General features: G+C 74.0%; 24 protein-coding genes. 13 read left to right on the top strand and 11 right to left on the bottom strand.

Annotated elements, in window-relative coordinates; genetic code table 11:
* Window positions 1-1044, top strand: coding sequence for a DUF2293 domain-containing protein (locus tag ABZ857_RS17700; RefSeq protein WP_357044103.1), 1044 nt, complete (start codon window positions 1-3; stop codon window positions 1042-1044).
* A 9-nt stretch (window positions 1045-1053) separates the two neighbouring features.
* Here ABZ857_RS17700 and ABZ857_RS17695 read toward each other — a convergent pair whose 3' ends face one another.
* Together ABZ857_RS17695 and ABZ857_RS17690 are read right to left on the bottom strand one after the other, a co-directional pair.
* The gene (locus tag ABZ857_RS17695; protein WP_357044101.1) at window positions 1054-1956 is read right to left on the bottom strand and encodes a serine/threonine-protein kinase; all 903 of its coding nucleotides are present in this window, start codon (window positions 1954-1956) and stop codon (window positions 1054-1056) included.
* A gap of 110 nt (window positions 1957-2066) precedes the next feature.
* Window positions 2067-4169 carry an N-6 DNA methylase gene (locus ABZ857_RS17690; RefSeq protein ID WP_357044099.1) on the bottom strand — a complete coding sequence of 701 codons (2103 nt, stop codon included), beginning with the start codon at window positions 4167-4169 and terminating at the stop codon, window positions 2067-2069.
* Between the two features lie 58 nt (window positions 4170-4227).
* Here ABZ857_RS17690 and ABZ857_RS17685 point away from each other — a divergent pair, with 58 nt between their 5' ends.
* On the top strand, window positions 4228-4962 hold the full coding sequence (locus tag ABZ857_RS17685) for a protein phosphatase 2C domain-containing protein (protein ID WP_357044097.1): 735 nt from the start codon (window positions 4228-4230) through the stop codon (window positions 4960-4962).
* Between the two features lie 130 nt (window positions 4963-5092).
* On the opposite strand, the gene ABZ857_RS17680 is transcribed toward ABZ857_RS17685, so the two are convergent.
* Both ABZ857_RS17680 and ABZ857_RS17675 read right to left on the bottom strand, forming a co-directional pair.
* Window positions 5093-5842: an SDR family oxidoreductase gene (locus ABZ857_RS17680; protein WP_357044095.1), complete on the bottom strand. Its 750-nt coding sequence runs from the start codon at window positions 5840-5842 to the stop codon at window positions 5093-5095.
* A gap of 118 nt (window positions 5843-5960) precedes the next feature.
* Window positions 5961-6530 (bottom strand): CGNR zinc finger domain-containing protein, encoded by a 570-nt coding sequence (locus tag ABZ857_RS17675; protein WP_357044093.1) that lies wholly within the window; start codon window positions 6528-6530, stop codon window positions 5961-5963.
* Window positions 6531-6601: 71 nt separating this feature from the next.
* Here ABZ857_RS17675 and ABZ857_RS17670 point away from each other — a divergent pair, with 71 nt between their 5' ends.
* The 3 genes from ABZ857_RS17670 (at window position 6602) to ABZ857_RS17660 (ending at window position 9363) form a co-directional block, all read left to right on the top strand.
* The gene (locus tag ABZ857_RS17670) at window positions 6602-7366 is read left to right on the top strand and encodes a class I SAM-dependent methyltransferase (protein ID WP_357044091.1); all 765 of its coding nucleotides are present in this window, start codon (window positions 6602-6604) and stop codon (window positions 7364-7366) included.
* An 84-nt stretch (window positions 7367-7450) separates the two neighbouring features.
* Window positions 7451-8569: an acetate/propionate family kinase gene (locus ABZ857_RS17665; RefSeq protein WP_357044089.1), complete on the top strand. Its 1119-nt coding sequence runs from the start codon at window positions 7451-7453 to the stop codon at window positions 8567-8569.
* An 11-nt stretch (window positions 8570-8580) separates the two neighbouring features.
* Entirely contained in the window at window positions 8581-9363 is a 783-nt protein-coding gene (locus tag ABZ857_RS17660) for a PhzF family phenazine biosynthesis protein (protein WP_357044087.1), read from the top strand.
* Window positions 9364-9376: 13 nt separating this feature from the next.
* Here ABZ857_RS17660 and ABZ857_RS17655 read toward each other — a convergent pair whose 3' ends face one another.
* Window positions 9377-9934, bottom strand: a complete 558-nt coding sequence (locus ABZ857_RS17655) for an NAD(P)H-dependent oxidoreductase (RefSeq protein WP_357044084.1) — start codon at window positions 9932-9934, stop codon at window positions 9377-9379.
* Between the two features lie 145 nt (window positions 9935-10079).
* Here ABZ857_RS17655 and ABZ857_RS17650 point away from each other — a divergent pair, with 145 nt between their 5' ends.
* Window positions 10080-11015, top strand: coding sequence for an AraC family transcriptional regulator (locus tag ABZ857_RS17650; protein WP_357044082.1), 936 nt, complete (start codon window positions 10080-10082; stop codon window positions 11013-11015).
* A 13-nt stretch (window positions 11016-11028) separates the two neighbouring features.
* Here the strand turns inward: ABZ857_RS17650 and ABZ857_RS17645 are convergent, their stop codons facing one another.
* Window positions 11029-12036, bottom strand: a complete 1008-nt coding sequence (locus ABZ857_RS17645) for a carboxymuconolactone decarboxylase family protein (RefSeq protein ID WP_357044080.1) — start codon at window positions 12034-12036, stop codon at window positions 11029-11031.
* 197 nt (window positions 12037-12233) lie between these two features.
* On the opposite strand from ABZ857_RS17645, the gene ABZ857_RS17640 reads away from it, so the two are divergent.
* The 3 genes from ABZ857_RS17640 to ABZ857_RS17630 are packed head-to-tail and all read left to right on the top strand — an operon-like array spanning window position 12234 to window position 15876.
* Window positions 12234-13484, top strand: a complete 1251-nt coding sequence (locus ABZ857_RS17640) for a sensor histidine kinase (protein WP_357044078.1) — start codon at window positions 12234-12236, stop codon at window positions 13482-13484.
* Window positions 13481-14155, top strand: coding sequence for a response regulator transcription factor (locus tag ABZ857_RS17635; protein WP_357044076.1), 675 nt, complete (start codon window positions 13481-13483; stop codon window positions 14153-14155). Before ABZ857_RS17640 ends, ABZ857_RS17635 begins: the two co-directional genes overlap by 4 nt.
* 56 nt (window positions 14156-14211) lie before the next feature.
* Window positions 14212-15876 (top strand): hypothetical protein, encoded by a 1665-nt coding sequence (locus ABZ857_RS17630; RefSeq protein WP_357044074.1) that lies wholly within the window; start codon window positions 14212-14214, stop codon window positions 15874-15876.
* Window positions 15877-15925: 49 nt separating this feature from the next.
* Here the strand turns inward: ABZ857_RS17630 and metE are convergent, their stop codons facing one another.
* Window positions 15926-18139, bottom strand: coding sequence for a 5-methyltetrahydropteroyltriglutamate--homocysteine S-methyltransferase (metE, locus tag ABZ857_RS17625; protein ID WP_357044072.1), 2214 nt, complete (start codon window positions 18137-18139; stop codon window positions 15926-15928).
* 165 nt (window positions 18140-18304) lie between these two features.
* Complete coding sequence (locus tag ABZ857_RS17620; RefSeq protein ID WP_357044070.1) at window positions 18305-19156, bottom strand: helix-turn-helix transcriptional regulator; 852 nt, start codon at window positions 19154-19156, stop codon at window positions 18305-18307.
* Between the two features lie 44 nt (window positions 19157-19200).
* On the opposite strand from ABZ857_RS17620, the gene ABZ857_RS17615 reads away from it, so the two are divergent.
* Together ABZ857_RS17615 and ABZ857_RS17610 are read left to right on the top strand one after the other, a co-directional pair.
* The gene (locus ABZ857_RS17615; RefSeq protein ID WP_357044068.1) at window positions 19201-20052 is read left to right on the top strand and encodes a glucose 1-dehydrogenase; all 852 of its coding nucleotides are present in this window, start codon (window positions 19201-19203) and stop codon (window positions 20050-20052) included.
* A gap of 85 nt (window positions 20053-20137) precedes the next feature.
* Window positions 20138-21076, top strand: coding sequence for an RNA ligase family protein (locus ABZ857_RS17610; protein ID WP_357044066.1), 939 nt, complete (start codon window positions 20138-20140; stop codon window positions 21074-21076).
* 54 nt (window positions 21077-21130) lie between these two features.
* Here the strand turns inward: ABZ857_RS17610 and ABZ857_RS17605 are convergent, their stop codons facing one another.
* Window positions 21131-21472: an MmcQ/YjbR family DNA-binding protein gene (locus ABZ857_RS17605; protein WP_357044064.1), complete on the bottom strand. Its 342-nt coding sequence runs from the start codon at window positions 21470-21472 to the stop codon at window positions 21131-21133.
* Window positions 21473-21661: 189 nt separating this feature from the next.
* On the opposite strand from ABZ857_RS17605, the gene ABZ857_RS17600 reads away from it, so the two are divergent.
* The gene (locus ABZ857_RS17600) at window positions 21662-22486 is read left to right on the top strand and encodes an SDR family oxidoreductase (RefSeq protein WP_357044062.1); all 825 of its coding nucleotides are present in this window, start codon (window positions 21662-21664) and stop codon (window positions 22484-22486) included.
* Here the strand turns inward: ABZ857_RS17600 and ABZ857_RS17595 are convergent.
* The gene (locus tag ABZ857_RS17595; RefSeq protein WP_357044060.1) at window positions 22470-23105 is read right to left on the bottom strand and encodes a hypothetical protein; all 636 of its coding nucleotides are present in this window, start codon (window positions 23103-23105) and stop codon (window positions 22470-22472) included. The genes ABZ857_RS17600 and ABZ857_RS17595 overlap by 17 nt on opposite strands.
* Window positions 23106-23214: 109 nt before the next feature.
* Here ABZ857_RS17595 and ABZ857_RS17590 point away from each other — a divergent pair, with 109 nt between their 5' ends.
* A complete protein-coding gene (locus tag ABZ857_RS17590) occupies window positions 23215-23580 on the top strand; it encodes a hypothetical protein (protein ID WP_357044058.1) in 366 nt (121 codons plus the stop codon).
* A gap of 16 nt (window positions 23581-23596) precedes the next feature.
* Here the strand turns inward: ABZ857_RS17590 and ABZ857_RS17585 are convergent, their stop codons facing one another.
* A complete protein-coding gene (locus ABZ857_RS17585; protein WP_357044057.1) occupies window positions 23597-24265 on the bottom strand; it encodes a transposase in 669 nt (222 codons plus the stop codon).
* Window positions 24266-24672: the final 407 nt, after the last annotated feature.

Raw genomic sequence — 24672 nt, 5'->3', positions numbered from 1 at the left:
ATGCGCAGCAAGCTCGGCGGACGGGTGGCACAGGCGGCGGAGATCGCCCTGGCCACCCGCAAGTACGTGACCCCGATCGACGTCCTCACCGGCCTGCGGTGGCTGCACGACCGCCACGTGGAGACGTGGCGGCAGGGCCGCGCCGACAGCCTGGAACGGCTGGCCGCCGTGGACGCCGGCCGGATGGCCGAAGCCCTGTCGCATCTGCGCGCCTGGGCCGTGTCCCGCGACCTGGTGGAGAGCGAGGCGGCGTACACGGCGGGCACCCGCGACCGGCGGCCGCTGCGCTTCACGGCGGCGGGCGACGAGGATCTGGAGCGTGCTTTCCGCGTCCACTGGCTCTCGCCGGACCTGAGCGAGGCGCGGCGGCGGCAGATCACCGAGCGGCACAGCAAGGCCCCCGACCTCGTGGCCGTGGCGCCGCTGGACGCGTGGACCTGCGCCGGGTGCGGGGACACCGGACCCTACCTGGTCATGGAGGACGACCGGCCGCACTGCCTGACCTGCGCCGACATGGACCACCTGTGCTTCCTGCCCGCGGGGAACGCGGCGCTGAGCCGCCGCGCCAAGAAGGAGAGCGGCCTGTCGGCGGTGGTGGTCCGCTTCAACCGGCGGCGCAAGAGATACGAGCGGCTCGGCGTCCTGGTCGAGGAGGAGGCGCTGGCGCGGGCCGAGGAGCAGTGCCTGGCCGACGAGGAGGCGCGGCTGCGCCGCCGCGAACGCGACCGCGAGCGCCGCGCCGGCGAGGACGCCGAGTTCCAGGCGAGGATGGCGGCGGAGATCCGCCGGCTGTTCCCCCGCTGCCCGGCCGAGCGGGCCGAGGCCATCGCCGCGCACGCCGCCGTACGCGGCAGCGGGCGGGTGGGCCGCACCGCCGCCGCCCGCGTGCTGGACGAGAACGCCATCACGCTCGCCGTGATCGCGAGCGTGCGCCACCTGGACACCGACTACGACGAGCTGCTGATGTCCGGGGTGCCGCGGATGACGGCCCGCGAACGCATCCGCCCCCGGGTCGAGGAGGTCCTGACCGCCTGGCGCCGCTGATCCCCGGGATCAGCGGACGCGGCCGACCATCTGGGCGTACATGCGCCCGGGGCTGGGAACCGACGCCGGGTTGAGGAAGCCGGGCAGCGGGGGCAGGTCGACCGCGAACGGCTGCAGCCGCTCGAACAGCGTGTGCGCGTCGGACGGCCGGTTGTCGGGTTCCTTCTCCAGCAGTTCGGCGATCAGGCGGTCCAGCTCGGCGGGGACCCCCGGAACCCGGGGCGGCCGCTCCTTCACCTGCTTGTCGAACACGGCGTACTCGGTGGGCCCGGTGAACAGCTGGTTGCCGGTCAGCATCTCGTGCAGCACGCAGCCGAGGGAGTACAGGTCGCTCTTCGGCCCGGCGATTCCGCGCTGGATCTGCTCGGGGGACATGTACGCCGGGGTGCCGAGGATCTGCCCGATCCGGGTGAACTGTGCCGTCAACCCCGCGACGTCCGCCTCGCGCAGCATGGCGAGCCCGAAGTCGAGCAGCTTCACGCTGCCGTCCGGGCAGAGCATGAGGTTGGTCGGCTTGAGGTCCCGGTGGCAGATCGACAGCTCGTGGGCGGCGGTCAGCACGGCGCACGCCTGGGCGGCGATGGCCGCGGCCCACGGCACCGGCAGCGGGCCGTGCTCGCTCAGCAGGTCGGCCACCGTCACGCCCTCGATGAACTGCATGACCTGGAAGAGCCGCTGCTCGTAGGTGCCGAAGTCATACAACACGGGCGCGCCCGGATGGTCGAGCTTCGCGAGGATCCGCGCCTCACGGATGAACCGGCGCTGCAGCTCCTCGTCCGGGCCGTCGGGCAGCCGCAGGAACTTCACCGCCACCTTGCGGTCGAGCCGCCGGTCGTGCCCGCCGTACACGGCGCCCATGCCGCCCTGCCCCAGGGGGAGGTCGTCCAGCTCATACCGGTCGCCGATGACCATGCGCCCCTCCCGTCGGCCTATCGGGGAAAAAGCTACCGGATCCGGCCGCGATGCTCGGGCTCAGCGGCCGGGTGGACAGGACTCTCTCAGCTGGGAAGCTCCGGACCGCGTTATCCACGAGGGCGGAGGCGTCCGTCGATCAGCCCCTCGACGCCGAGGCGGGCGAGCGCCTCCCCCGCCGCGGCCGCCTCGCGCAGGCCGTCCTCCAGCGCGAGCAGCCGCCGGAAGGCCGTGCCGTACGCCCGCTGGACGGCCAGGGGAAGCTGGGGGACGCGGGCCCGGCGGGCCTCCACGCGGCTGCTGCCCAGATGTGGCCGCCCGCCGCCCGCCGCGTAGCGCAGGAATCCGGCCAGGAACTCGGGATCCACCTTGTCCGGAGCGACGCGGAAAAGGCTGAGATGGGGGCCCAGGACCGCCCCCTCCCCCGTGACCACCCGGGCGGTGACGGCCGACGCCACGACGTCTCCCGGGCGCACGGCGACCAGGCCGGGGACCCGCGGGATCCGCCGCGACGGCGCCGTCCCGGCCGCGACGTCGTCGGACGTCAGCACGGGCAGCCCGCCCCCGGACGCCTCGCCGGCGGGCGCGTCCCCGCCGTCAGTGTCACCGCCGGGAATGCCGGGTATGTCACCGCCGGGAATGTCATTGGGCAGCGCCCGCAGCGTCGAGTGCCGGATGGTGACCAGCCCTGCTCTGGCCATCTCGGCCACGGTCGCCCACGACGCGTCCCAGCCCGCCGCGCCGCCGGTGAGCACCTCCAGGTCGGGCACGTCGTCGGCCAGCGCCGCGGCCGCCTCCCGGAATCGCTCCCTGGCCGCGGGAAAGCCCCGCGTGTCGATCCGGGGTGACAGGTGCCGCGCCGGGCTCACGTCCACCTCGTCGTCGAGGATGTCGATGATCCTGACCGTGCGGCCACCGCGCGGGAGCTCGGTCTCCTGGAGATGGGCCCGCCAGGCCGGTTCGACGGAGGCCGGGTCGTCACTCGCGTCGGCCACGAGGATCGCGCCGGGCTGCCGCTCCCCGGTCTCGGGGCGGCGCAGCAGCCACAGGTCGGGGCCTCCGGGCGCCAGCGTGAAGACCGCGCGCAGCGCGCCCGCCCGCAGCAGGTTCGCCCGGATGCGACGTCCGGGGCGGCGGCTCGCGGCGGCGCCCGGCATCAGGATGGCCACCAGCCCGCCGGGCCGCACGTGGGCGAGGCAGTGCTGCACCCAGGCCAGCTCCGACTCGCCCCGCGGGGGCATGCCGTACTGCCAGCGGGGATCGCCGACGAGGTCCTCGTGGCCCCAGGCTCGCTCGTTGAACGGCGGGTCGCACACGACGGCGTCCACGAGCGCCTCCACCGGCCGGTCCGGCGGGAACCCGTCGTGCCGCAGCGCGTCGCCGGGGACGACCCGGGCGTCCAGCCCGCGCAGCAGCAGGCGCAGCGCCGCGAGCAGCGCGACCGTCTCGTTGGCGTCCTGGCCGAGCAGCCGCGCCTCGTCCCCCGCCCCGCCGGCCCCGGCGGCGTCCAGCAGGAGCGTGCCCATGCCGCACGCGGGGTCGAGCACCGTACGCGCCCCCGCGCAGGCGAGCCGGGTCATCAGGGCGGCCACGTCGGGCCGGGTCAGTGCCAGCCTGCGGCTGTGCGCCTCGGCGTACCGCTCGCAGAGGAACTCGAACGTGCCGCCCGCGCCGTGCCGCTCGGCCATCCCGGCGACCAGCCGGAGCAGGCCGGGTTCGACCGGGGTCGCGTCGCCCGTGCGCGCGGGCAGGTCGGCGGTCGCCTCCGCCACCTCGTGCGGGAGCCGCGCGGCGAGGTCGGAGGCGGCGGACAGGCGCTTCCAGCCGTCGGGGTCGCGGAGCGTGTAGAGCAGGAACGCCCCGACCTCCCCCAGCACCTCGCCCAGGCGCAGGTCGTCGGCCGACGCGCGCAGCCGCTGCCAGACGCGGTCCCCCTGGGACACCTCGAACGACTTGCCGTTCCTGCGCAGCCACGCCTCCACTTCCGGAAGCGAGAAAAGCGGGCTGGAGGCGGTACCGCCGACCGGCTGGGGGAAGTCCTCGTAGCGGCGGCGCCAGTTGCTGACCGCGGCCCTGCCGACGTCGGCGAGCCGGGCGATGTCGCCCGCGTTCACGGTCGCTTCGACCGCCGCTTCGACGGCGGCCTCCAGCGGGCTGGCGGCGGGGCGCGCCGTCGTGTCCGCCGCGTTGTCCGCCTGGGCGTCGTGGCTCATGAACACGAGCCTAGCACCCTGCTTGTGAAGTGACTCAACCAATGGTTTACTCAAAACCATGACGCACAACCGTATTCGGTACGCCGCTGGGTCGGACGTCGGGCGTTCGCGTGCCAACAACGAGGATTCGGTGCACGCCGGCGAGCGCCTGCTCGCCATCGCCGACGGGATGGGCGGGCACGGACACGGCGAGGTCGCCAGCGCGGCCGTCATCTCCACACTGGCCAGGCTGGAGGACGGCCCCCCTCCCGCCGACCCAGCGGCCGCCCTCGCGGACGCCGTACGGGAGGCGGGGCAGCGCCTGGGCGACCTCGCCGCGCAGGACCCGACGCTCGAACGGATGGGCACCACGGTCACCGCCATGCTCTGGGACGGCCACGGGAAGTTCGCCCTGGCCCACGTGGGCGACTCGCGGGCGTACATGCTGCGTGACGGCGCGCTCTACCAGATCACGCGCGATCACACGCTGGTGCAGTCGCTGGTGGACGACGGGCGCATGAGCCCCGATCAGGCCGCCCGCCATCCGCGCCGCTCCCTGCTGCTGCGGGCCCTGGAGACGAGCGGCCTGGCCGAGCCCGACCTGTCGCTGCGCGAGGCGTACCCGGGCGACCGCTACCTGCTGTGCTCCGACGGGCTGACCTCCGTGCTCGAACCCGAGGCGCTGCACCACGTGCTCACCACGGTGGCCGACCCGCAGGAGACGGTCCGCCGGCTCATCGAACTGGCCAACGATGGCGGCGGACCCGACAACATCTCCTGCGTGGTCGCCGACGTCCAAGCCGCCGACGCCTGACGGCTTCCCCGCGCGGGCCCGGACGGCGCGGCAGCTCACCGCACCGTCCCCAGCTCACCGCACCGTCCCCAGCTCACCGCACCGCCCCCACGCACCCGCGCCGCTCCCCGAGCAGGCGGACGGACGGGCGTCAGACGGCCCAGCCGCCGTCGACGTTGATCGTCGCGCCGGTGACGTACCGGCCGCCGTCGCCCGCCAGGTGGGCGACGGTCTCGGCGATGTCGTCCGGCTGCGCGTAGCGGCCGAGGACCGTCAGTCCCCGGACCGTGTCCGCCATCGGGCTGTCCGCCGGGTTCGAGGCGGTGTCGGTCGGGCCGGGGTTGACGAGGTTGACCGTGATGCCGCGCGGCCCGAGGTCGCGGGCGAGCCCCTTGGTCATCCCGGTCATGGCCGTCTTGCTCATGGCGTACAGGGCGAACCCGGGGAAGACGGTCCGCTCGGCGACGTTGCTCCCGATCGTGATGATCCGGCCGCCCTCGGTCATGTGGCCCGCCGCCGCCCGCGCGGCCAGGAACGGCCCGCGCACGTTGGCCGCGAGCGTACGGTCGACCTCCTCAGCCCCCAGGTCCTCGATCGGCGCGACGTGGAAGACCGCCGCGTTGTTCACGAGGACGTCGAGCCGGCCGAACTGCGCGGCGGCCTCGTCCACGGCCGCGGCGACCGCCGCCGCGTCGCCGTTGTCGGCCCGGATGACCAGCGCCCGCCGGCCCATCCCCTTCACCTTCTCGGCCACGGCGGCCGCGCTGTCCTCGTCACGCTCGTAGGTCAGCGCCACGTCCGCGCCGCGCTCGGCCAGCTTCAGGACGACGGCCGCGCCGATCCCCCGGCCACCCCCGGTGACCAGGGCCGCCTTGCCGTTCATGTCGTTGCTCTCGTTCATGGTGTCGAGCATGGCGGGAACGGCGGCAGGAGATCCGGCGGCGATCGGACCTTGCGTTCGGGCCTCGCGTTCGGGCGTTCGGGCCTCGCGTTCGGCCGGGGAAGGCGCGGCGGAGCGGTCAGGCGCCGCGCGCCCGGAAAGCGGCCGTCTTGACCCGGTTCTGGCAGGCCGTGGAGCAGAAGCGGCGGGTGCCGTTGCGGGAGGTGTCCACGTACACGCGGTCGCAGTGCGGCGCGGTGCACACGCCGAGCCGGTCGTGCAGCTCGCTGCCGAGCACCACGGCGAGGCCGGTCGCGCAACTGGCCGCGTAGTTGCCGGCCAGGGTGCCGCCCGCGCCGTGGAAGTGCAGGTGCCAGGGCTCCCCGTCGTGCCGGTCGAGGTGCGGGCGCGCGTCCGTCTCCGCCAGCAGTCCGTTCACGGTGAGCGCCGCCGCGTCCACGTCGCCTCGCGTCACCGCCTCGAACACGCCGCGCAGCCGCCCCGCGACCTCCGCGAGCGCGCCCGCCTCGGCCTCGGCGACATTGGGCGCCCGCCGGTCGCCGGTCGCGAGGATGTCGGCGACCGCCGCGGCCCGCGCCTCACCCGTCGGCGGCTCGTACGGCCGGCCCCGCGCCTCACCCTCGGTCAGCGCGTTGACCAGGCCGACGGCGACCGCCACCACGGAATCGGTGTGACTGTTGAAGTTCACTTGACCAGTTACGCCCTTGCGTTCTACGTTGTAACTGCCGAAATCATACACGCCAGTTACAAGGAGACGGCATGCTCACGTTCGACGTCGCCACGCGGTGGATCGACCGCTGGGACCGCCAGCAGGAGGGCTACCTCCCCGACCGGGAGGAGCGCTTCACCGCGCTGATCGACGCGGTCGAGGCGGGCGTGGGCCGCCCGGACCCCCTGGTGATCGACCTCGGCTGCGGCCCCGGCTCGCTTTCGGCCCGCCTGCTGAGCCGCCTTCCCCGGGCCACGGTCGTCGCGGTCGACGCCGATCCTCTGCTGCTGTCGCTCGCCCGGGCGGCGTACGGCGACCGCGACGGCCTGCGCTTCGCCGATCTGGACCTGCGGGAGCCGGGGTGGAGCGAGGCGCTCGGCCTCGACCGCCCGGCGGACGCGGCGGTGAGCACGACCGCGCTGCACTGGCTGGCCGAGCCCGATCTGCGGGCCGTGTACGCCGAGCTCGCGACCGTGCTGCGGCCGGGCGGGCTGTTCCTCGACGGCGACCACTTCAGCTCTGAGGACACCACTCCGGCGCTGGCGAGGCTGGAGCGGGCCGTGCACGAGAGCGAGGAGCGGCGGCGCTTCGCCGGCGGCCGTCCCGAGGACTGGCGTCAGTGGTGGGACGCGGTCGCCGCCGACCCCGACCTCGCCGGTGTCGCGGCGCCCCGGCCGGCCACCGCGGCGCACCACGGCTCGGAGTCGCTCCACCTGTCCACCCACGTCGAGGCCCTCCGCGCGGCGGGCTTCGCCGAGATCGGGACGCTGTGGCAGCGCGGCGACAACCGCCTGCTCTGCGCCGTGCGTCCGTAATCGGCCCGGCCCGCCGATCCCCCGCCCGCTCTGTCCGGCGGCCCGCCGGGGTTTGCCCGCCGGGTGGCCGGAAAGACGGACGCCATGACACCGACCGTGCTCACCGTCAACGCGGGCTCCAGCAGCCTGCAACTGCATCTGGTGCGGGACGGCCGCGTGCTGCGGACCGAGCACAGCGAGCACAGCCCGGACCCCGCCGCCGCGGAGCGTACGCTGTCGGACTTCCTGTCCGGAGCGGACGCCGAGGTGACCGCTGTCGGTCACCGGCTCGTCCACGGCGGCGAGGCCGTCCGCGCGCCGGCGGTCGCCGACGACGACGTGGTGAAGGCCGTGCGCGGATACGCCGACCTCGCGCCGCTGCACGTGCCGCCCGCGCTCGCGCTGGTCGAGGCGGCCCGGCGGGTGCTGCCGTCCGTCCCGCACGTGCTGTGTCCCGACACCGCCTTCCACGCCGGGCTGCCCGCAGCCGCCGCGACCTACGCCCTGCCCGCCGGGTGGCGGCGCCGCTGGGGCCTGCGCCGTTACGGATTCCACGGGCTGTCGTACGCGTGGGCGACCCGGCGGGCGGCCGAGCTGCTCGGGCGCCCGGCCGGGGAGGTCCACCTGGTCCTCACGCATCTCGGCGGCGGATGCTCGGTCTGCGCCGTACGGAACGGCCGGAGCGTGGACACCTCGATGGGGTTCACGCCGTTGGAGGGCGTGCCCATGAGCAAGCGTTCGGGCAGCGTCGATCCCGGCATGCTCCTGTGGCTGCTGTCCGGCTCGCGCCTCACCCTGGAGGAGCTGCGCGACGGGCTGGAGCACGATTCCGGCCTGCTCGGGCTCTCCGGCGGCCTGTCCGGCGACACCCGCGACCTGGTCGACTCGCAGGAGGAGGCCGCCGCACTGGCGCTCGACGTGTTCGCCTACCGGGTGAGCCGGGAGATCGCCGCCTCTACCGCCGCCCTCGACCGGCTCGACGCGCTCGTGTTCACCGGCGAGATCGGCTGGGACCAGCCCGAGGTGCGCGAGGCGGTGTGCGGCAGGCTGTCGCTGCTCGGCGTCGAGCCGCCCGCCGTGACCGATGTGGACCGGGATCGCGTCGTCAGCCCGCCGGGCGCCCGCCTGCCGGTCCTCGTCGTACGGCCCCGCGAGGAGCTCCAGGTGGCCGGGGAGACCCTCGCCGCGCTCCGCCGTTCCGCCGGCGAAGGCGGGCGGCCGTAGAATCCGCGGACATGCGCGTCTTCACCGTGGACTCCTTCACCGACCGGCCGTTCCGGGGCAATCCCGCCGCGGTCTGCCTCCTCGACGAGACCGTGCCGGACGAGTGGATGCAGGCGGTGGCCGCCGAGATGCGCCATTCGGAGACGGCCTTCGTCCTGCGGCGCGACGAGGGGCCGCGATCGCTGCGCTGGTTCACCCCGGCGGTCGAGGTCGCGCTGTGCGGGCACGCCACCCTGGCCACCGCGCACGTCCTCTACTCCCTGGGGGAGACCGGGCGGCTGGAGTTCGACACGAAGAGCGGCGTGCTCGCGACCGAGCAGGCGGGCGGCGGGCTGATCGCGATGGACTTCCCGGCGAAGCAGGCCGCGCCGTGCCCGCCGCCTGACGGCCTCGTCGAGGCCCTCGGCGTCACGCCGGTGTGGACCGGCCGCAGCCAGTTCGACCTCCTGGTCGAGGTCGGCTCGGCCGAGGACGTGCGGGCGGCCGACCCCGACATGGCGCGGCTCGCCGAGGTCGACGCCCGGGGCGTCATCGTGACGGCGTCCGGCGAGGGGGCCTCCGGCGACTACGTCTCCCGGTTCTTCGGCCCCCGGGTGGGCGTGCCGGAGGACCCGGTCACCGGCTCGGCCCACTGCGTGCTCGCGCCGTACTGGTCGGGCAGGCTCGGCCGGGACACGCTCGTCGGGGAGCAGTTGTCGCAGCGCGGCGGGACCGTGCGCACGACCCTGCGCGGCGACCGCGTCGAGCTCGCCGGACACGCCGTGACCATATGGTCCGGCGAACTGGAGGTCTGACCTCCTCCGCTCGTCAGACCCTGACCGTACGCAGGGCCTCCGCCCATGAGACGACCTGGTCGAGCATGAGCCGCACGGAATCCTCGTGCCGGGCGGCGGGCCGGAAGTCGGAGAAGTTCTCGAAGTCGTCGCGGATGGACAGCGTGACCTGCGGCGCCACGCCTGCCACGCCGGCCGTGGCGAGAATCTGGCGCAGGTGCTCGATGGCGCGCGCGCCGCCGTCCACGCCGTAGCCGACGAACCCGGCGGCCTTGTTCGCCCACTCCGCGTACAGGAAGTCGATCGCGGTCTTGAGCGCGCCCGAGGTCGAGCGGTTGTACTCGGGGGTCACGAAGACGAACGCGTCGAGGGCCGCGACCGCCTCGGACCACCTCCTGGTGTGGGCGTGCTCGTACTGCCCGGCCGCGGCGGGCAGCGGCTCGTCCAGGTGCGGCAGCGCGTAGTCCTCGAGGTCGACCAGTTCGTAGTCGGCGTCGCCGCGCTTGACTGCCAGGTCGTGGACCCAGCGGGCGACCGCCGCTCCGTTTCGGCCGGGGCGGGTGCTGCCGATGATGACACCTACTTTGATCATTGAAGTGGTCTCTTTCCCGGTAGGAGGGGGACTCGGCGCCGGGGCCCGCGGCGTGTGGAGACAACTCTAGGAAGCGGCCGCGAGAAGACCAATGCGTATGGATATGGCATTTATACGCGAGAGTCTTGCGGCTTAGACTCTGCGCATGGATGTCCTGAGCGACGTCATCGCCATCATGCGTACGGGCCGTCCGCGCTCCGCGCGCGTCTCCTGGCGGGCTCCCTGGGGACAGCGCTTCCCGGCGGAGCCCGGCTCCGCGACTTTCCAGGTGGTCCTGCGCGGGTCCTGCTGGTTCCTCCCGGCCGAGGGTGAGCCCGTCGCGCTGAGCATGGGAGACGTGGTGTTCCTCCCGCAGGGCGGCGGGTACGCCCTGGCCGACAACCCCGCGACTCCCTTGGCCGAGCCCGTCTGCGACCCCTACCGAGACGCCGGCGTGATCAGTTCGGTCGATCTCGGCGGCGGCGGAGCCGAGACGGTCACGCTCTGCTGCGGGTATCGGCTCGACCAGGCCAGGACCCACCCCAGCCTGCGGTCACTGCCAGGCGTGATCCACCTGCCCGCCCGGCTCGGCCGTCATCCCGAGCTGCGCGCCGCGGTGGACCTGCTCGCCGGGGAGATCGAAACCCCCCGCCTGGGCGCGGACACCGTGGTCTCGTCCCTGCTCGACGTCCTTCATCTCTACATCCTGCGGGCCTGGTTCGAGGCCGGGGGAGAGCACTGCGCCCACTCGGGCTGGGCCGCCGCCCTCGCCGACCCGGCCGTCAGCGCCGCCCTCGACGCCATCCATCGCGACCCCGCCCACCCCTGGACCGTCCAGTCGCTCGGCGAGCGCGCCGGCCTGTCCAGGGCCGCGTTCTCCCGCCGCTTCACCGACCTGGTCGGCAAGCCTCCCCTGGCCTATCTCACCTGGTGGCGGCTGTCCACCGCGGCCCGCCTGCTGCAGGAGACGGACGCCTCCGTGGCGGAGGTGGCCAGGCGCGTCGGGTACGGCTCGGAGTTCGCGTTCGGGAACGCGTTCAAACGCGAGCACGGGATCTCCCCCGGCAGATACCGCCGTCTGGTCTGCACCGCCGCGTCCTGAAAGCCGCCTGGTGTCAGGAGGCCGGTGCGGCGAGGGCGGCCTCGATCCGCCGGACGGCGGTGATCGCCCCGAACGCCAGCAGCCGCACGAGGTCGGCGTCGGACCGGCCGCCCCCGGCCTCCCGCCAGGCGGCGACGTCGGCGTCGGTCACCCGATAGGGCGCGAGGGCGGCCAGCAGGGCGAGCCGGGCCGCCGGGCGTTGTGCGGGCGCGACGTCCGCCAGCGGACCGGAAGGCCAGCCGGACAGCGGAGGGTGTTCGCCGTCCCAGGCCGCGACGGCCTCCACGACCGCCTCCCTGGCCGCGTCACCCAGCAGGGCGGCCCCCTCCCCCACCGCGGCCCGCAGCGCGGCGAACGCGGTCCCGGCCGGGGCGCCCGCCGCCCAGGCCGGGACCGGGCCCGACGGCAGCCCACGCAGCAAGGGCAGCGCCTCGCCCTGCGGCAGTCTGCGGCGTACCGTCCTGGCGAGGGCCCTGCCGCCCAGGCCGCGTACGAGCCGGGACCGCTGCAGGCCGCCGGGCAGGAGGTTGTCGGTCAGCAGCGACGACACCATCCGGTTGATGAAATGGAAGGCGAGGGCCGTGCCGATGTGCTCGGCCTCGTGACCCGGCGGGCACGGCGGCGCCTGCCCGGACGTGGCCGTGCCGGTGGCCCAGGCGAGCAGCCGGGCGTGCTCGGGATCGGACGGCGTCTCCCCGCGCGCCACGGTCTCGGCCAGCCGGTGCTCGCCGGTCGCGTGCAGGAGCACGGTGTGCGCGTCGACGCAGAACGGGCACCTGTTGGCGAGGGAGACCCCGGTGGCGACGACCTCCTTGGCCGCCCTCGGCGCCCGCCCGGCGAGCAGCGACTCACGCAGCACCGCCCAGGTGGGAACGAGCACCTCGGGAGCCGGGGACAGCGTCATGAACAGCGGCATGCGGGCCACGCCGAAGTCACGGGCGATCTGGCCGTACACCTCGGCGATCAGCCCCGTCGCCGCCTCCGTGGGCACGGGGGTCACATAGCGGTACGGCGTCGGCATCTCGGCCTCCCCAACGGTCGTCCTGTCATGCGGCCCGATCCTGCCGGGCGAGGCCGCCCCCGTCGTCGTACGGCGGAAGGCGTTCGGGGCCGCTCCCGCCACGGCGAGTGGCGGTTCGCCATACTCCGGCGGGAGTAGTGCCGGACCGGTCCGCCGGAAGGAGGCGGCGGGGATCGGGCGCGGTTTACGCTTCGGACATGGACGGCGATCGCGGACGGCAGGCGTCCCCCAGCGTTCTCGGGGCGTACGCCGCGGACGCCGCGATCGCGGCGGTCATGGCGGTGCTGCTCGCGGGCGGCACCCTGATTCCCGGCTCGCCGAACGGCCCCGGGCAGGTGGGTGTGGTGGGCTACCTGCTCCTGGTGGGCGGGTCCGCCGCGCTGGCCGCGCGGCGGGCGGCGCCGGTGACGGCGCTCGTCGTCTCCGCGGCCTGCATGCTCGCCTACGCCCTGCGGGTGCAGCCCGAGATCTCGCCCGCCTTTCCCGTCATGATCACGGCGTATTCGGCGGCCGCCACCGGCCGGCGCGTGTGGGCGGCGTCGGTGAGCGCGGCCTACCTCGGCGGCATCCTGCTGGCGGAGCTGTCGGATCTCGGCGCGCGGACCCCGCGCGAGGTGGTGGAACGGGTCGGCCTGCTGGTCGGCTGGTTCGTGGCCGCCAGCGTGGCGGGAGTCGTCTCCCGGCAGCGCCGGGCGTACCTGCGCCAGGCCGAGCAGCGCGCCATCGAGGCGGAGCGCACCCGGGAGGAGGTCGCGCGTCGCCGGGCCGGCGAGGAGCGGCTGCGCATCGCCAGGGAACTGCACGACTCGCTCACCCACAGCATCTCGATCATCAAGGTGCAGGCCGGCGTGGCCGTCCACCTGGCGCGCAAGCGGGGCGAGGACGTGCCGGCCGCGCTGCTGGCGATCCAGGACGCGAGCGCGGACGCCATGCGGGAGCTGCGCGCGACGCTGGAGGTGCTGCGCGAACCCGGCCCGGACGACGCGCCGGGCACGGCCCGGGCCGACCGGATCGGCGAGCTGGTCGAGCGGGCGCGGTCGGCGGGCGTGCCGGCCACGCTGGCGGTCACCGGCACGCCCCGCGGCCTGCCGCCCGAGGTCGACCTGGCCGCCTACCGGATCGTGCAGGAGGCGCTCACCAACGTGGCGCGGCACGCGGGCCCCGCCTCCGCGTCCGTGCACGTCGGCTACCTGCCCGACGCCCTCGTCGTACGCGTCGAGGACGACGGCAGGGGCCTGCCCGGCGCCACGTCACGGGATGAGGCGGACCGAACCGCCGGGACCGGCGCCGCGGTCCGGCCCGGAGCGGCTCGTGTGGGTGTCGGACTCATCGGCATGCGGGAGCGGGTGTCCGCGCTCGGCGGGCGGCTCCAGACCGGCCCGGGGCCGGACGGCGGTTTCGCCGTCCACGCCGAGCTGCCCTTGCCCGCCCGGGAGGGAGCCGCGTGATCAGGGTGCTGCTCGTGGACGACCAGGCGCTCATCCGGGCCGGGTTCAGGGCGCTGCTCGACGCCGAGGAGGGCGTGGAGGTGGTCGGCGAGGCGGGCGACGGCAGCCAGGGCCTGGCGCTGGCCGAGCGGCACGTCCCCGACGTCGCGCTCGTGGACATCCAGATGCCGGTGATGGACGGCATCGAGACGACCCGCCGCATCGCCGCCGATCCCCGCCTGGCCGCCACCCGGGTGGTGATCCTGACCAACTACGGCCTCGACCGGTATGTGTTCGACGCGCTGCGGGCGGGCGCGAGCGGCTTCCTGCTCAAGGACACCGACCCGGTGGAGCTTCTCCAGGCGATCAGGGTCGCGGCGCGCGGCGACGCCCTGCTGTCCCCGGCGGTCACCCGGACGCTCATCAGCGAGTACGTCTCCCGCCCGCCGGACGCCGTGCCGACGGCCGCCCTCGAGGAGCTCACCAACCGCGAGCGGGAGGTCGTCGCCCTGGTCGCGCGCGGCCTCACCAACGAGGAGATCGCCGCGCACATGGTGATCAGCCCGTTCACCGCCAAGACCCACGTGAGCAGGGCGATGACCAAACTCGGCGCGCGGGACCGCGCCCAGCTCGTCGTCTTCGCCTACGAGTCCGGCCTGGTGGTCCCCCGAGGTTCCGCCAAGCCCGGCTGAGCCGTTCTCCCCGCCCCCCTGGGTCGCGGACGGCGGGGACATCTAAGATCGCGCTCATGGGTCTGCGTACGCCCGCGGCCATGGTGCTCGCCCTGCTCTCGCTCGCGGCCTGCTCCCCGGGCGGCTCGGCGCCGCCGGAAAGCCTGGCCGCACGCGTCAACCCGCTGCCCGCCGGCGTCGAAGGGCCCGGTGGTGAAGGGAACGGTGCCGAAGGGAACGGTGGCGAGGGCCACGGCGGGGCCGTCTTCCTCGCCCGCGTCCCCGACGAGACGCGGGGCGACATGCTCGGCCTGATCCGGGTGGACCGGTTCGGCGACGCGCTGGCGAAGGGCACGTGGGTGCGCCGGCACGTGGAGGTCGCGCTCGGCGACCCGGCCATCCCCATCCCGGTGCGCGGCCTGGCCGGGGATTACCGGGACGCCGTCCTGGTCTCCGGCGACGTGGTCGACGCCGCGCTCCCCGGTCACGTCTTCGTCACCGGGACCTTCCCCGTCGGCCCCACCGTGTCCGCGACCACCGGGCGGTGCGTCCTCGTCCGTGCGGACGGCCGGACCGAGCAGCCCGGGCCGGAGGCGCAGTGCGAGCGCGCGCCCAACGGCGGCGTGTACTGGTACGGCACGGGACCGACCAGTGCGGGCGGCGTCGACCTGCGCGACGGCACGGCGACCCCGAGGACCTCCGTGCCGGCGTTTCCGGTGGCCGTCTCCCCCGACGGGCGCTACCTGGCGTCGCTGCGGGACGACTCGCTCGTCATGACCGACACCCGGGACGGCGGCGCGGTGACCGTGGGCCGGTCGGACCGCGGCGCCCCCGGCGTCTTCACCGGCGACGGGTACGCGACGATCCTGCGGCAGGACGACGGCGCGTCGGTGCTGGCCGTCGCAGGGTTTCACGGCGGCACACTCCACGGTGGCAGGTCCCACGGCGGGATTCGCAGGCTGGTGGAGGAGGTCGGCGCGGTCGCCTTCACGTCCGACGGGCGGCGCGCGCTGGCGATGGAAGGCGCCGCCCGCCCGCGCCTGGTCGTCGTCGATCTCCGGACGGGCACACGCACACCGGTGAAGGGCTTCCCGGCGGGCGACGACAGCGTGAAGATCGCCGTCGCGGGCGAGCACGCGCTCGTCGCGGCACTGCCGCGTGACGCGGACGTCGGCGAGCCGCGGCCCGCCGACGTGTGGGAGGTCGATCTCCGGCAGGCCCGGGCACGCCGGGCCGTCACCGTGCCCCGGGCCCGGCAGGCCGTGCCGCTCCCCGCCATCCCCTCAGGAGGGCAGCCGGCCGGCCCGGGGACGGGCACCCCGGGGGTGACGGGCATCCGCTTCACGCCGGACGGCGTCGTGGTCGCCCTCACGTCCGAAGGGGTCGCCGTCACCGGGCCGGCCGGGGCGTTCCCGGTCACGGCCCTTCCCGGGCGCCGGATCCTGTTCGCCGGCGCCGCCGCCGACGGTGGGGATGACGGCGACAGTGGCGGTGGCGGTGGCTCGCTCACGGCGGTGAGCGAGCCGGGCGCCGCGGTCCCGATCGCGACCGGCGCGCGGAAGGGCCAGACGGTCACCCGCGTGCTGCCCACCGCCGACGGGCGGCACCTCGTCGTCTCCCTGCGGGGCGGCCAAAGCGCCGATCCCGGCCCGGACGACGAGATCGTCCTCACCCGCCTCGACGGCCGCGGCGCGCCGCTCGTTCTCTATCGCGGTGTCGTCCTGGTCAGCGTCGGTTCGTAGACACCGTTCCAGGCCGGCGGGCCGCCGCCGCACCGTTCGGGCGTGGCGTTCAGGAGTGGCGCTCGCGCAGGCGGGCCGCCGCCTCGACCACGTTGGCGAGCGCCGCCTCGACCTGCTCGTACGAGCGGGTCTTGAGCCCGCAGTCGGGGTTGACCCACAACCGTTCGGCGGGCACCGTCCGCAGCGCCTCCGCGAGCAGGTGCTCCACCTCGTCGGCGCCCGGCACGCGCGGCGAGTGGATGTCGTACACGCCCGGCCCCAATCCCCGGGGGAAGGCGCCGACCGCGCCGAGCACCCGCCCCCGCGAGCGAGCCGACTCGATGCTCGTGACGTCGGCGTCGAGGGCGTCGATCGCGGCGAGGATCTGGTCGGCGTCCGAGTAGCACAGGTGCGTGTGGATCTGCGTGCGCTCGCTCGCGCCCGAGGTGGCCCACCGGTAGGCCGCGACGGCCCACTCCAGGTACGCGGCCTGCTCGGCCCGCCGCAGCGGCACCAGCTCGCGCAGCGCGGGCTCGTCGACCTGGATGACGCGGATGCCCGCCTCCTCCAGGTCGCCCACCTCCTCCCGGACGGCGTCGGCGACCTGGAACACCACCTCGCGCAGCGGCAGGTCGTCGCGGACGAACGACCACGCCACGATCGTCACCGGGCCGGTGAGCATGCCCTTGACCGGCTTGCTGGTCAGCGACTGCGCGTACCTCGCCCAGCGGACGGTGATCGGCTCCGGCCGCCGCACGTCGCCGTGCAGGATGGGCGGGCGGGTGCAGCGCGAGCCGTACGACTGGACCCAGCCGTGCCGGGTGACGGCGAAGCCGTCGAGGTGCTCGGCGAAATACTGCACCATGTCGTTGCGCTCGGGCTCGCCGTGCACGAGGACGTCCAGCCCCAGCCGCTCCTGCAGCGCGATCACCCGCTCGATCTCGGCGCGGACCATGCTCTCGTACGCCGCCTCGCCGATCTCCCCGGCCGCCAGGGCCGCCCGGGCCCGGCGCAGCTCGCCCGTCTGCGGGAAGGAGCCGATCGTGGTGACCGGGAGAAGCGGCAGCTTCAGGTGCTCGGCCTGCGCCGCCGCCCGCACGGCGTAGGGGGCGCGGCCCTCCGCCGTCCGGACGCGGGACGCGTGCGGACGGTCCTGCGCGGCGGGGTGTCCGGGCAGGCGCCCGCCGGGTGCGGCGGCGAGCAGGGCCGCCAGTTCGACCACCTCGGCGACCTTCTGCTCGGCGAACGCCAGCCGCCCCCGCAGCGCGGGGTCGAGGCCGGTCTCCCGTTCCACGTCGTACGGCACGTGGAGGAGCGAGCACGACGTGCTCACCACGACCCGCCCGGCGCGCTCCCGTACGGCGAGCAGCGTGGCCAGCGCGCGGTCCCGGTCGGTGCGCCACACGTCGCGGCCCGACACCACGCCGGCGACGACCGTCTTGCCGGCCAGGGCGTCCACACCGTGGGCCGTGCCCCGGACGAGGTCCAGGCCGACGGCCTCGACCGGCGTCCCGGCCAGCACCGGCAGGGCGTCGCCGAGATCCCCGAAACAGGAGGTGACCAGCAGCGCGGGCCGGTTCTCCAGCCGTCCCAGCCGTCCGTAGGCCGTTTCGACCGCGGCCAGTTCGGCGGCGGTGCGGTCGGCCACCAGGGCGGGCTCGTCCAGTTGCACCCAGCCGACGCCCTCCGCGGCCAGTTCGGCCAGCAGGCGCGCGTACACCTCGACGACGTCGTCCAGCCGGTCGAGCGGGGCGAAGCCGCCCGGACTGTCCGGGGCGGCCTGCGACAGCAGCAGGAACGTGACCGGCCCGACCAGCACCGGCCGGGTCTCCAGCCCCAGCGCGCGGGCCTCGCGCACCTCGGCCAGCGGCTTGGCGGCGTCGAGGGAGAAGACCGTGTCCGGGCCGATCTCGGGAACGATGTAGTGGTAGTTGGTGTCGAACCACTTGGTCATGCGCAGCGGGGCGATCCCCTCGGCGCCGCGGGCCATCGCGAAATAGGTCGCCAGGTCGTCGCCGTGCCGGTAACGCTCGGGCACCGCGCCCAGCAGCACCGCCGTGTCGAGCACCTGGTCGTAGTAGGAGAACGTGTTCGACGGCAGCCCTTCCAGGCCGAGCGCGGCGAGCCGCCGCCAGGTGTCCTCCCGCAACCGCCGCGCGGTCTCCTCCAGGTCCTCCCGGCTCGCGCGCCCCTCCCAGTACGCCTCCAGCGCCCGCTTCAACTCCCGATCCGGCCCGATGCGCGGATACCCCAGCACGGTCGATGCGGGAAAAGACGACGTCATCACCACTCCTCATACGTCGAACAGAACGCCCCGCATCCTCCCCGTGCCCAGGCCCGCATCCACGGATCTATTGGCCCCGCTTATGGATCAGCGCGACGGCACCCTGCTCAGCCGTCGGCATCCATAACCCGAGCTCCTCGGCCGTGCGCGGTTCACCAAGGCTGTTCAGCGGGGGGCGTCCATGCGCTGGGTGCCGATGACCGACAGCAGCCGCAGCGCCTCTTCGGATGGCGAACCGGGGACGGCGGTGTAGATCACCACCTGCTGATCACGGTCGGCGATGTCGAGGACGTCGCAGTTGACGGTGATCGGGCCGACCAGCGGGTGCCGGAAGGTCTTGCACAGCGTGGGCCCGTCCGCCACGTCGTGGGAAGCCCACAGCCGCGCGAACTCCGCGCTGTTCGCGAGGAGTTCGTCCACCAGCCCGGTCACCTCCGGCGCGTCGGGGTATCGGGCGGCGGCGGCACGCAGCCGCCGGGCCGCGTGGCGGGCGAAGTCGTCGGCGTCGGAGACCCCGTACAACCGCCGTCCCTCGCGATGCGGGCCGAGGAACACGCGGCGCACCAGGTTGCGGTCGCGCCGCGACAGGGCCGAGAAGTCCTCCATGAGGGCGGCCGCCAGCTCGTTCCAGGCGAGCACCTCGAGCGTGGCGGACGTGACGAACGCGGCGGCCTGCGGCAGCCTCGCCAGCAGGTCCAGGATGCTCTGCCGCACCTCGCGCGAGGGTCCTGGCGGCGGGGCGGGCGGGGCGCCGGCGAGGTGGTGGAGGTAGGCGCGCTCGGCGTCCGACAGGCGCAGGGCCCGGGCGAGCCCGGCCAGCACCTCGCGCGACGGGCGCGGACCGCGGGCCTGCTCAAGCCGCGTGTAGTACTCGGTCGAGATGAACGCCAGCTGCGCCGCCTCCTCACGCCGCAGCCCCGGGGTGCGACGCCTGGGCCCGGCGGGCAGTCCCACGTCGGCAGGGCTGATCCGCTCCCGCCTGCTGCGCAGGAAATCGGCCAGTTCTCGTCGGTTCACACCTCCAGTCTGCCCAGGGCGTGGAGGCTATCCAGGTATCGCCGATGCCTGGATGGGCCACGCCCGGCTGGCGCAGGCTCATCGCCATGGACAACACACTCACCACCGGCACATCCACTCCTGCCACGCCCGGCGCTCCTGGTCTGCTGGCCGGCAAGGTCGCCTTCATCAGCGGCGCCGGACGCGGTATCGGAGCCGCGGCGGCGCGGCTGTTCGCCCGGGAGGGCGCCCGCGTGCTGCTCGCGGCCCGGACGGAGGCCCAGCTGAAGACGGTGACCGAGGAGATCCGGGCGGCGGGCGGCACGGCGGACCACGTGGTGTGCGACCTGGCCGACGCGGCGAGCGTGCGCGCCGCCGTGAGCCGCGCCGTGGACCTGTACGGCCGGCTCGACGTCGCCTTCAACAACGGGGCGACCGGCCAGCAGCCCGGCCCGATGGACCGGATGCCGGAGGCCGAGTTCGACCGCATCTACGCCGTGAACCTCAAGGGCGTCTGGCTGGCCATGGTCGCCGAGGTGGAGGCGATCCGGGCCACCGCGGGCACGGGTGCCATCGTCAACAACTCGTCCGTCGGCAGTTGGGGAGGCAACCCGGAGCTACCGGCCTACGGTGCGATGAAACGGGCGGTCAACAGCCTCACCGAGTCGGCCGCCGTCACCTACGGCCCCGAAGGCATCCGCGTCAACGCGATCGCTCCCGGCAACACACTCACCGAGATGATCCGAGCCTGGGAAGCGGAGTCCCCCGGTCTCCAGGAGCGGCTCACGGCGCTGACACCGCTGCGCCGCGGGGCCGACCCTGCCGAGATCGCCGAGGCCGCCGCCTGGCTGCTGAGCGACCGCTCCTCCTTCGTGACCGGCGCCGTCCTGCGGGTCGACGGCGGCGCCCGGGTCTGAGCCGGGGAAGAGCTTCTCCCCCTGGTGTCCGGGCCGGCCGGCCGAGTCCCGGCTGCTTGTCAGCACCTCCGGCCATACTGCCTGCATGCGACATGTCGCCTATCCGAAGATTCCTGCGGCGGATGCGCCTGGGACGACGGTCACCGGCGGCCCCTGGGTGGCCACCGAGAAGATCCACGGGGCCCAGATGGTGATCGCCTACGACGGCGATGACCTGCGGGTGGGAAAGCGCAAGGCGTGGCTGCGCGGCGACGAGCCGTTCTTCGGCTGGCAGCTCCTGCGCGACGCCCTCGGCAGGGCCGCGCGGGCGGCTCTGACCCGGGGCGGCGCCGCCGCCGTACGCGTCTACGGCGAGCTGTACGGCGGGCACTATCCTCACCCGGACGTGCCGCCGGCGCCCGGCCTCGCTCCGGTGCAGACGGGCATCTGGTACAGCCCAGACGTCCGGTTCGCCCTCTTCGATGTGCTGTGTCACCAGGATCCGGATGATTCAGGCATCTTCCTGCCCTACGCGGACGTCGCCGCGATCGCCGCCGAGGCCGGAGCCGATGTCGTGCCGCTTCTCGGCAGAGGCAGCCGGGCGGACCTCGACCTGTTGCCGCGCCGCTTCCCCACCCGCGTGCCGCGCGCGCTCGGGCTGCCCGGCCTTCCGGGCAACGTCGCCGAGGGGATGGTCCTGCGGCCGGACGTCCCGCTGGCCCCTGAGCGCCGTCCGGCCGTCAAGGTGAAGATCGAGGAGTTCGACGAGCGGCGTTTCGACCAGAGCCGGCCCTGGGATCCGTACGTGATGCTCGCCCAGGAGGATCTGCGTCAGATCGCACGGAGCCTGGTCAACGGGCCCCGGCTGGCGAGCGCCCGCTCGAAGACGGGCATATCCTCCCGTCGAGAGCTGCTGGACGAGGTGGTGCTCGACGTGATGGTGGACCTGACCGAGGCGTTCCCGGCGACCATGGCGGCCCTCGACGCGGACGCGGAGAGCGACTTGCAGGCATGCATCCGCGAGGCGGCGGCGATGCCGGCCTGAGTCGGCCGGGAAACCGGATCAGACGGCGTGCCCCGGATCGGGGCTACTCCGCGGTCAGCCCGCGTCGTAGGCGGCAGCCACCCGTTTGGGCACGACCACGCGCCAGGCATCGACGACGAGCTCCCGCATCTCCGTCTCGTCGATGGCCGCCAGCCTGACCCGGACCCACTGGTAGCGCTCGTCCGAGGGAAGGGGCATGAGGAACTTCTCCGGCTCGGAGGCCACGAGCGCCGCCCGCTCCTCCTTGGGGAACGCGAAGCCCATCAGGGTCTCGTCCGGGGAGACGGAGGCGTACACGATGCCCCTGACCCGGAACTTCACATGGTCGCGCACCAGCGCCTCCTCGGTGCGCGGCAGCGCCCGCGCGACCCGCCGCACGTCGTCGACCGTGACCATCAGGCGCCTTCCTCGACGCGGACGGCTTCCGCCGCGGCCGGCAATGAAACATCGAACATCGTCACGGACGAACGGTAGCCGCGGCCACCGACATTCCGGCCGATCCGTCGCGCGCAGACGGGCGCTGCCCCGACGGCCGACGGGAAAATCCGTGGCCGGGGTCGCGCGGCGGATGCCAGACTCGTGGCGATGATCGATCCTCGACTCACCGGCCGGGTGGCGCTGGTCACCGGGGCGAACCAGGGCATCGGCGCGGCCACCGCGGTCGCGCTGGCCGCGTGCGGGGCGGCAGTCCTCCTCGCGTACAAGCGGCTCGATCCGGCCGAGCACGCCGATGATCCGGCCTTCCCTGACACGTACGGCAGGCTGCGGGCGCGGGACGCCGAGGAGGTCGCGACCCGGATCCGCCGAGAGGGCGGCCGAGCCGAGCAGATCGAGGCCGACCTCGCGGACGCCGCCGCCATCGGCGGCCTGTTCGACCGGGCGGAGGCGGCCTTCGGCCCGGTGGAGATCCTGGTCAACAACGCCAGCGGCTGGCTGGCCGACACCTTCCTGCCCGACGCCCGCGACCGCTTCGGACGGGCGCTGCGCCCCGTCGACGCCGACTCGCACGATCGGCAGTTCGCCGTGGACGTCCGCGCACCGGCCCTGCTGATCGCCGAGTTCGCCCGCCGTCACGTGCGGCGCGGCGCCACATGGGGACGGATCATCGGGCTCACCTCCGGCGGACCGGCGGGGTTCCCCGAGGAGGTCTCCTACGGCGCGGCCAAGGCGGCTCAGGAGAACTACACCATGTCCGCCGCCACCGAACTCGGCCGCTACGGAATCACGGCGAACATGGTCCGCCCGCCCGCCACCGACACCGGATGGATCACCCCTGTGGTCGAGGAGGCCGTCCGCACGTCGAGCCCGCTGCGACACGTCGGCACGCCGGAGGAGGTCGCCGAAGTGATCGTCTTCCTGGCCTCACACCAGGCCCGCTGTGTCACCGGGCAGCTCATCGCGATGTCCTGAGACACGTCCGACGAGCCGTACGGTCACGGGCGCCGGGCGACGGCCAGGAACATGGGCACAGCGAGGAAGAGCCTGCCCCGTCGCGCGCGGCCGGTCTGCTCCGCGATCCAGTCGTCGGCCTGCCGCCGGGTGACCGCCCCCGCCGCGTACGCGCCCTCGGCCACGCCGGTGACCATCGGCAGAAGCGAACCGTCGGTGAAGACACCCGTACGGACCTCGGCGGTGACGTCCGCGAAGCCCGCGTCGAGCAGGAGGTTGCGGTGACGTCGGGCCGCGTGCGGGCTGGGGACGGTGTCCGCCCTCGCCTGGGAGGCGGTGGAGTTGCTGACGCCCGCCCGGTGAACCTCCCGGCCTCGGCGGAATCCCCTGCCAGGGCGCCGAGGACGGCGACGCCGAGGGCGCCGGCCGCCTGCCGGGCGGTGTTGTTGACGCCTGAGGACAGGCCGGGGCGGGAGGAAGGTCCGGCGCGCAGCGCCGCCGCGACCACGGACGCGGTGAGCAGGCCCATGCCAAGGCCGAGACCGAGGAGCGCGGGGAGGAGCGCCGCGTAGGGACCGGTGGGGGTGACCAGCGGCAGGCAGGCGGCGCCGGCCGTGCCGAGCAGCAGCCCGCCCAGCATCGGGAGCCTGGGCCCGTAGCGGGGGGCGAGCCGCCCGGTGATCGGCGCGCACAGTGCGAGGGGGGGCGAACAACGGCAGCAGCATGGCGCCTGCGGACAGGGCGTCGTGGTGGCGGACGCCCTGGAGATACAGGGTGACGACGAAGACGAAGCCGATCCCGACGAAGTTCATCAGGGCGGCGACGGCGTTGGCGCCGACGAAGCCGGAGTCGCCGAGGACGGACGGCGGGAAAAGGGGCTCGGGAGCCCGGCGCTCCCACCAGACGAGGACGGCCGTGCCGAGCACGGCGACCACGGCGGCTCCCACCGTCTGCGCAGAGGCGCCCGAGTGGCCGTACGCGATGGCGCAGGAGGTGAGGGCGAGCAGGACGACGGCCGCGGCGAGCACCCCCGGGACGTCCAGCCGCCGGTCGGGCCTGGGCTCGTCCCTGCGGACGCGGCGGAGGGTGAACACGGTGACTCCTCCGCTCCCTGAAGGGAGCGGCTTCTCGCTAGGCCGCTTCCGCAGCGTCGCGAAGGGCAAGCCCTGCCCTGAGAATGTTCTTGGCCGCGTTCACGTCGGCGTGCGCCTCATGGCCGCACGCCTGGCAGCGGAACGGGGCTTGGGTGACGCGGTTGTCCTTCGCGCAGTGCCCGCACCGTGAGCAGGTGCGGGAGGTGTTGCGAGGATCAACCGCGATCAGCTCGCGACCGGCGCTTTCAGCCTTGTGCGCGAGCACACGCAGGAACACCCCCCAACCCGCGTCCAGGATGCTCCGGTTCAACCCCGACTTGGCCGCGACGTTCCGCCCAGGCTGGGCGATCGTGCCCGAGGCCGAGTGGGTCATGTTCGTGAACCTGGGAAACCCGGGCGTGCGCCCGGCCTTCACCCGGCGGAAGAACGCCGCGAACGCCTTGTCCAACCGCCGCAAGGTGGCCTGCTGGAAGGAGAACGACCACCGGCCCTGACCGGCGGCGTCATCGGCACGGATGTCCTTCAACTCCCCAGAATGGTCACCGTAGCGAACCGCCACACCCGCCGTGCGGTAGGCGGTCCGCCGGTGCTCCAAGGCGGCGTTGTAGAGGACCCGGTGATCCTCAAGGCAGGCGGCGAGCGAGGCGGCCTGCTTGCCGGTGGGGCGCAGCAGGAACGTGAACGACCGGCGCACACCCACCCCCACCTTCAGTCCTACGTTCAGTGATCAGATCACCACGCTACTGGAAGGCGCCGACAAAACCCGGAGGCAGGAAGCACGGAATCACCGGTCAGCCAAAGCAGGCCCGGAGAGAAAACCATTCAGGGACGGCATTCCCCCGTCGCCTGAAGACGACGGTCCCCTACGGAGGTTCTGATGGAGGGAACGCCGCGGCGCTCGAAGAAGTGGGTGATCCGCAGGCGCCGCGTGCCGTGTACGGGAGTGCACGGGAAGCCGGTCGGTCTCCTCGCGGGGGATCCGGCGCACCTCCGTCACGGTCCGGCCAAAGGGCAGCGCGTGATGTTCACCGGCTTTCATGGAGTCACTTTGGTTGACTGGCATGCCTGAACCCCGAGAGAGGTCAGCATGCCGAGGAGCTATCCCCCCGAGTT

Source organism: Microbispora sp. NPDC046933 (genome assembly GCF_040644635.1).
Lineage (GTDB): Bacteria > Actinomycetota > Actinomycetes > Streptosporangiales > Streptosporangiaceae > Microbispora.
The sequence above is the reverse complement of the archived record's forward strand: the minus strand, read 5'-3'. Positions and strand labels throughout refer to the sequence as shown.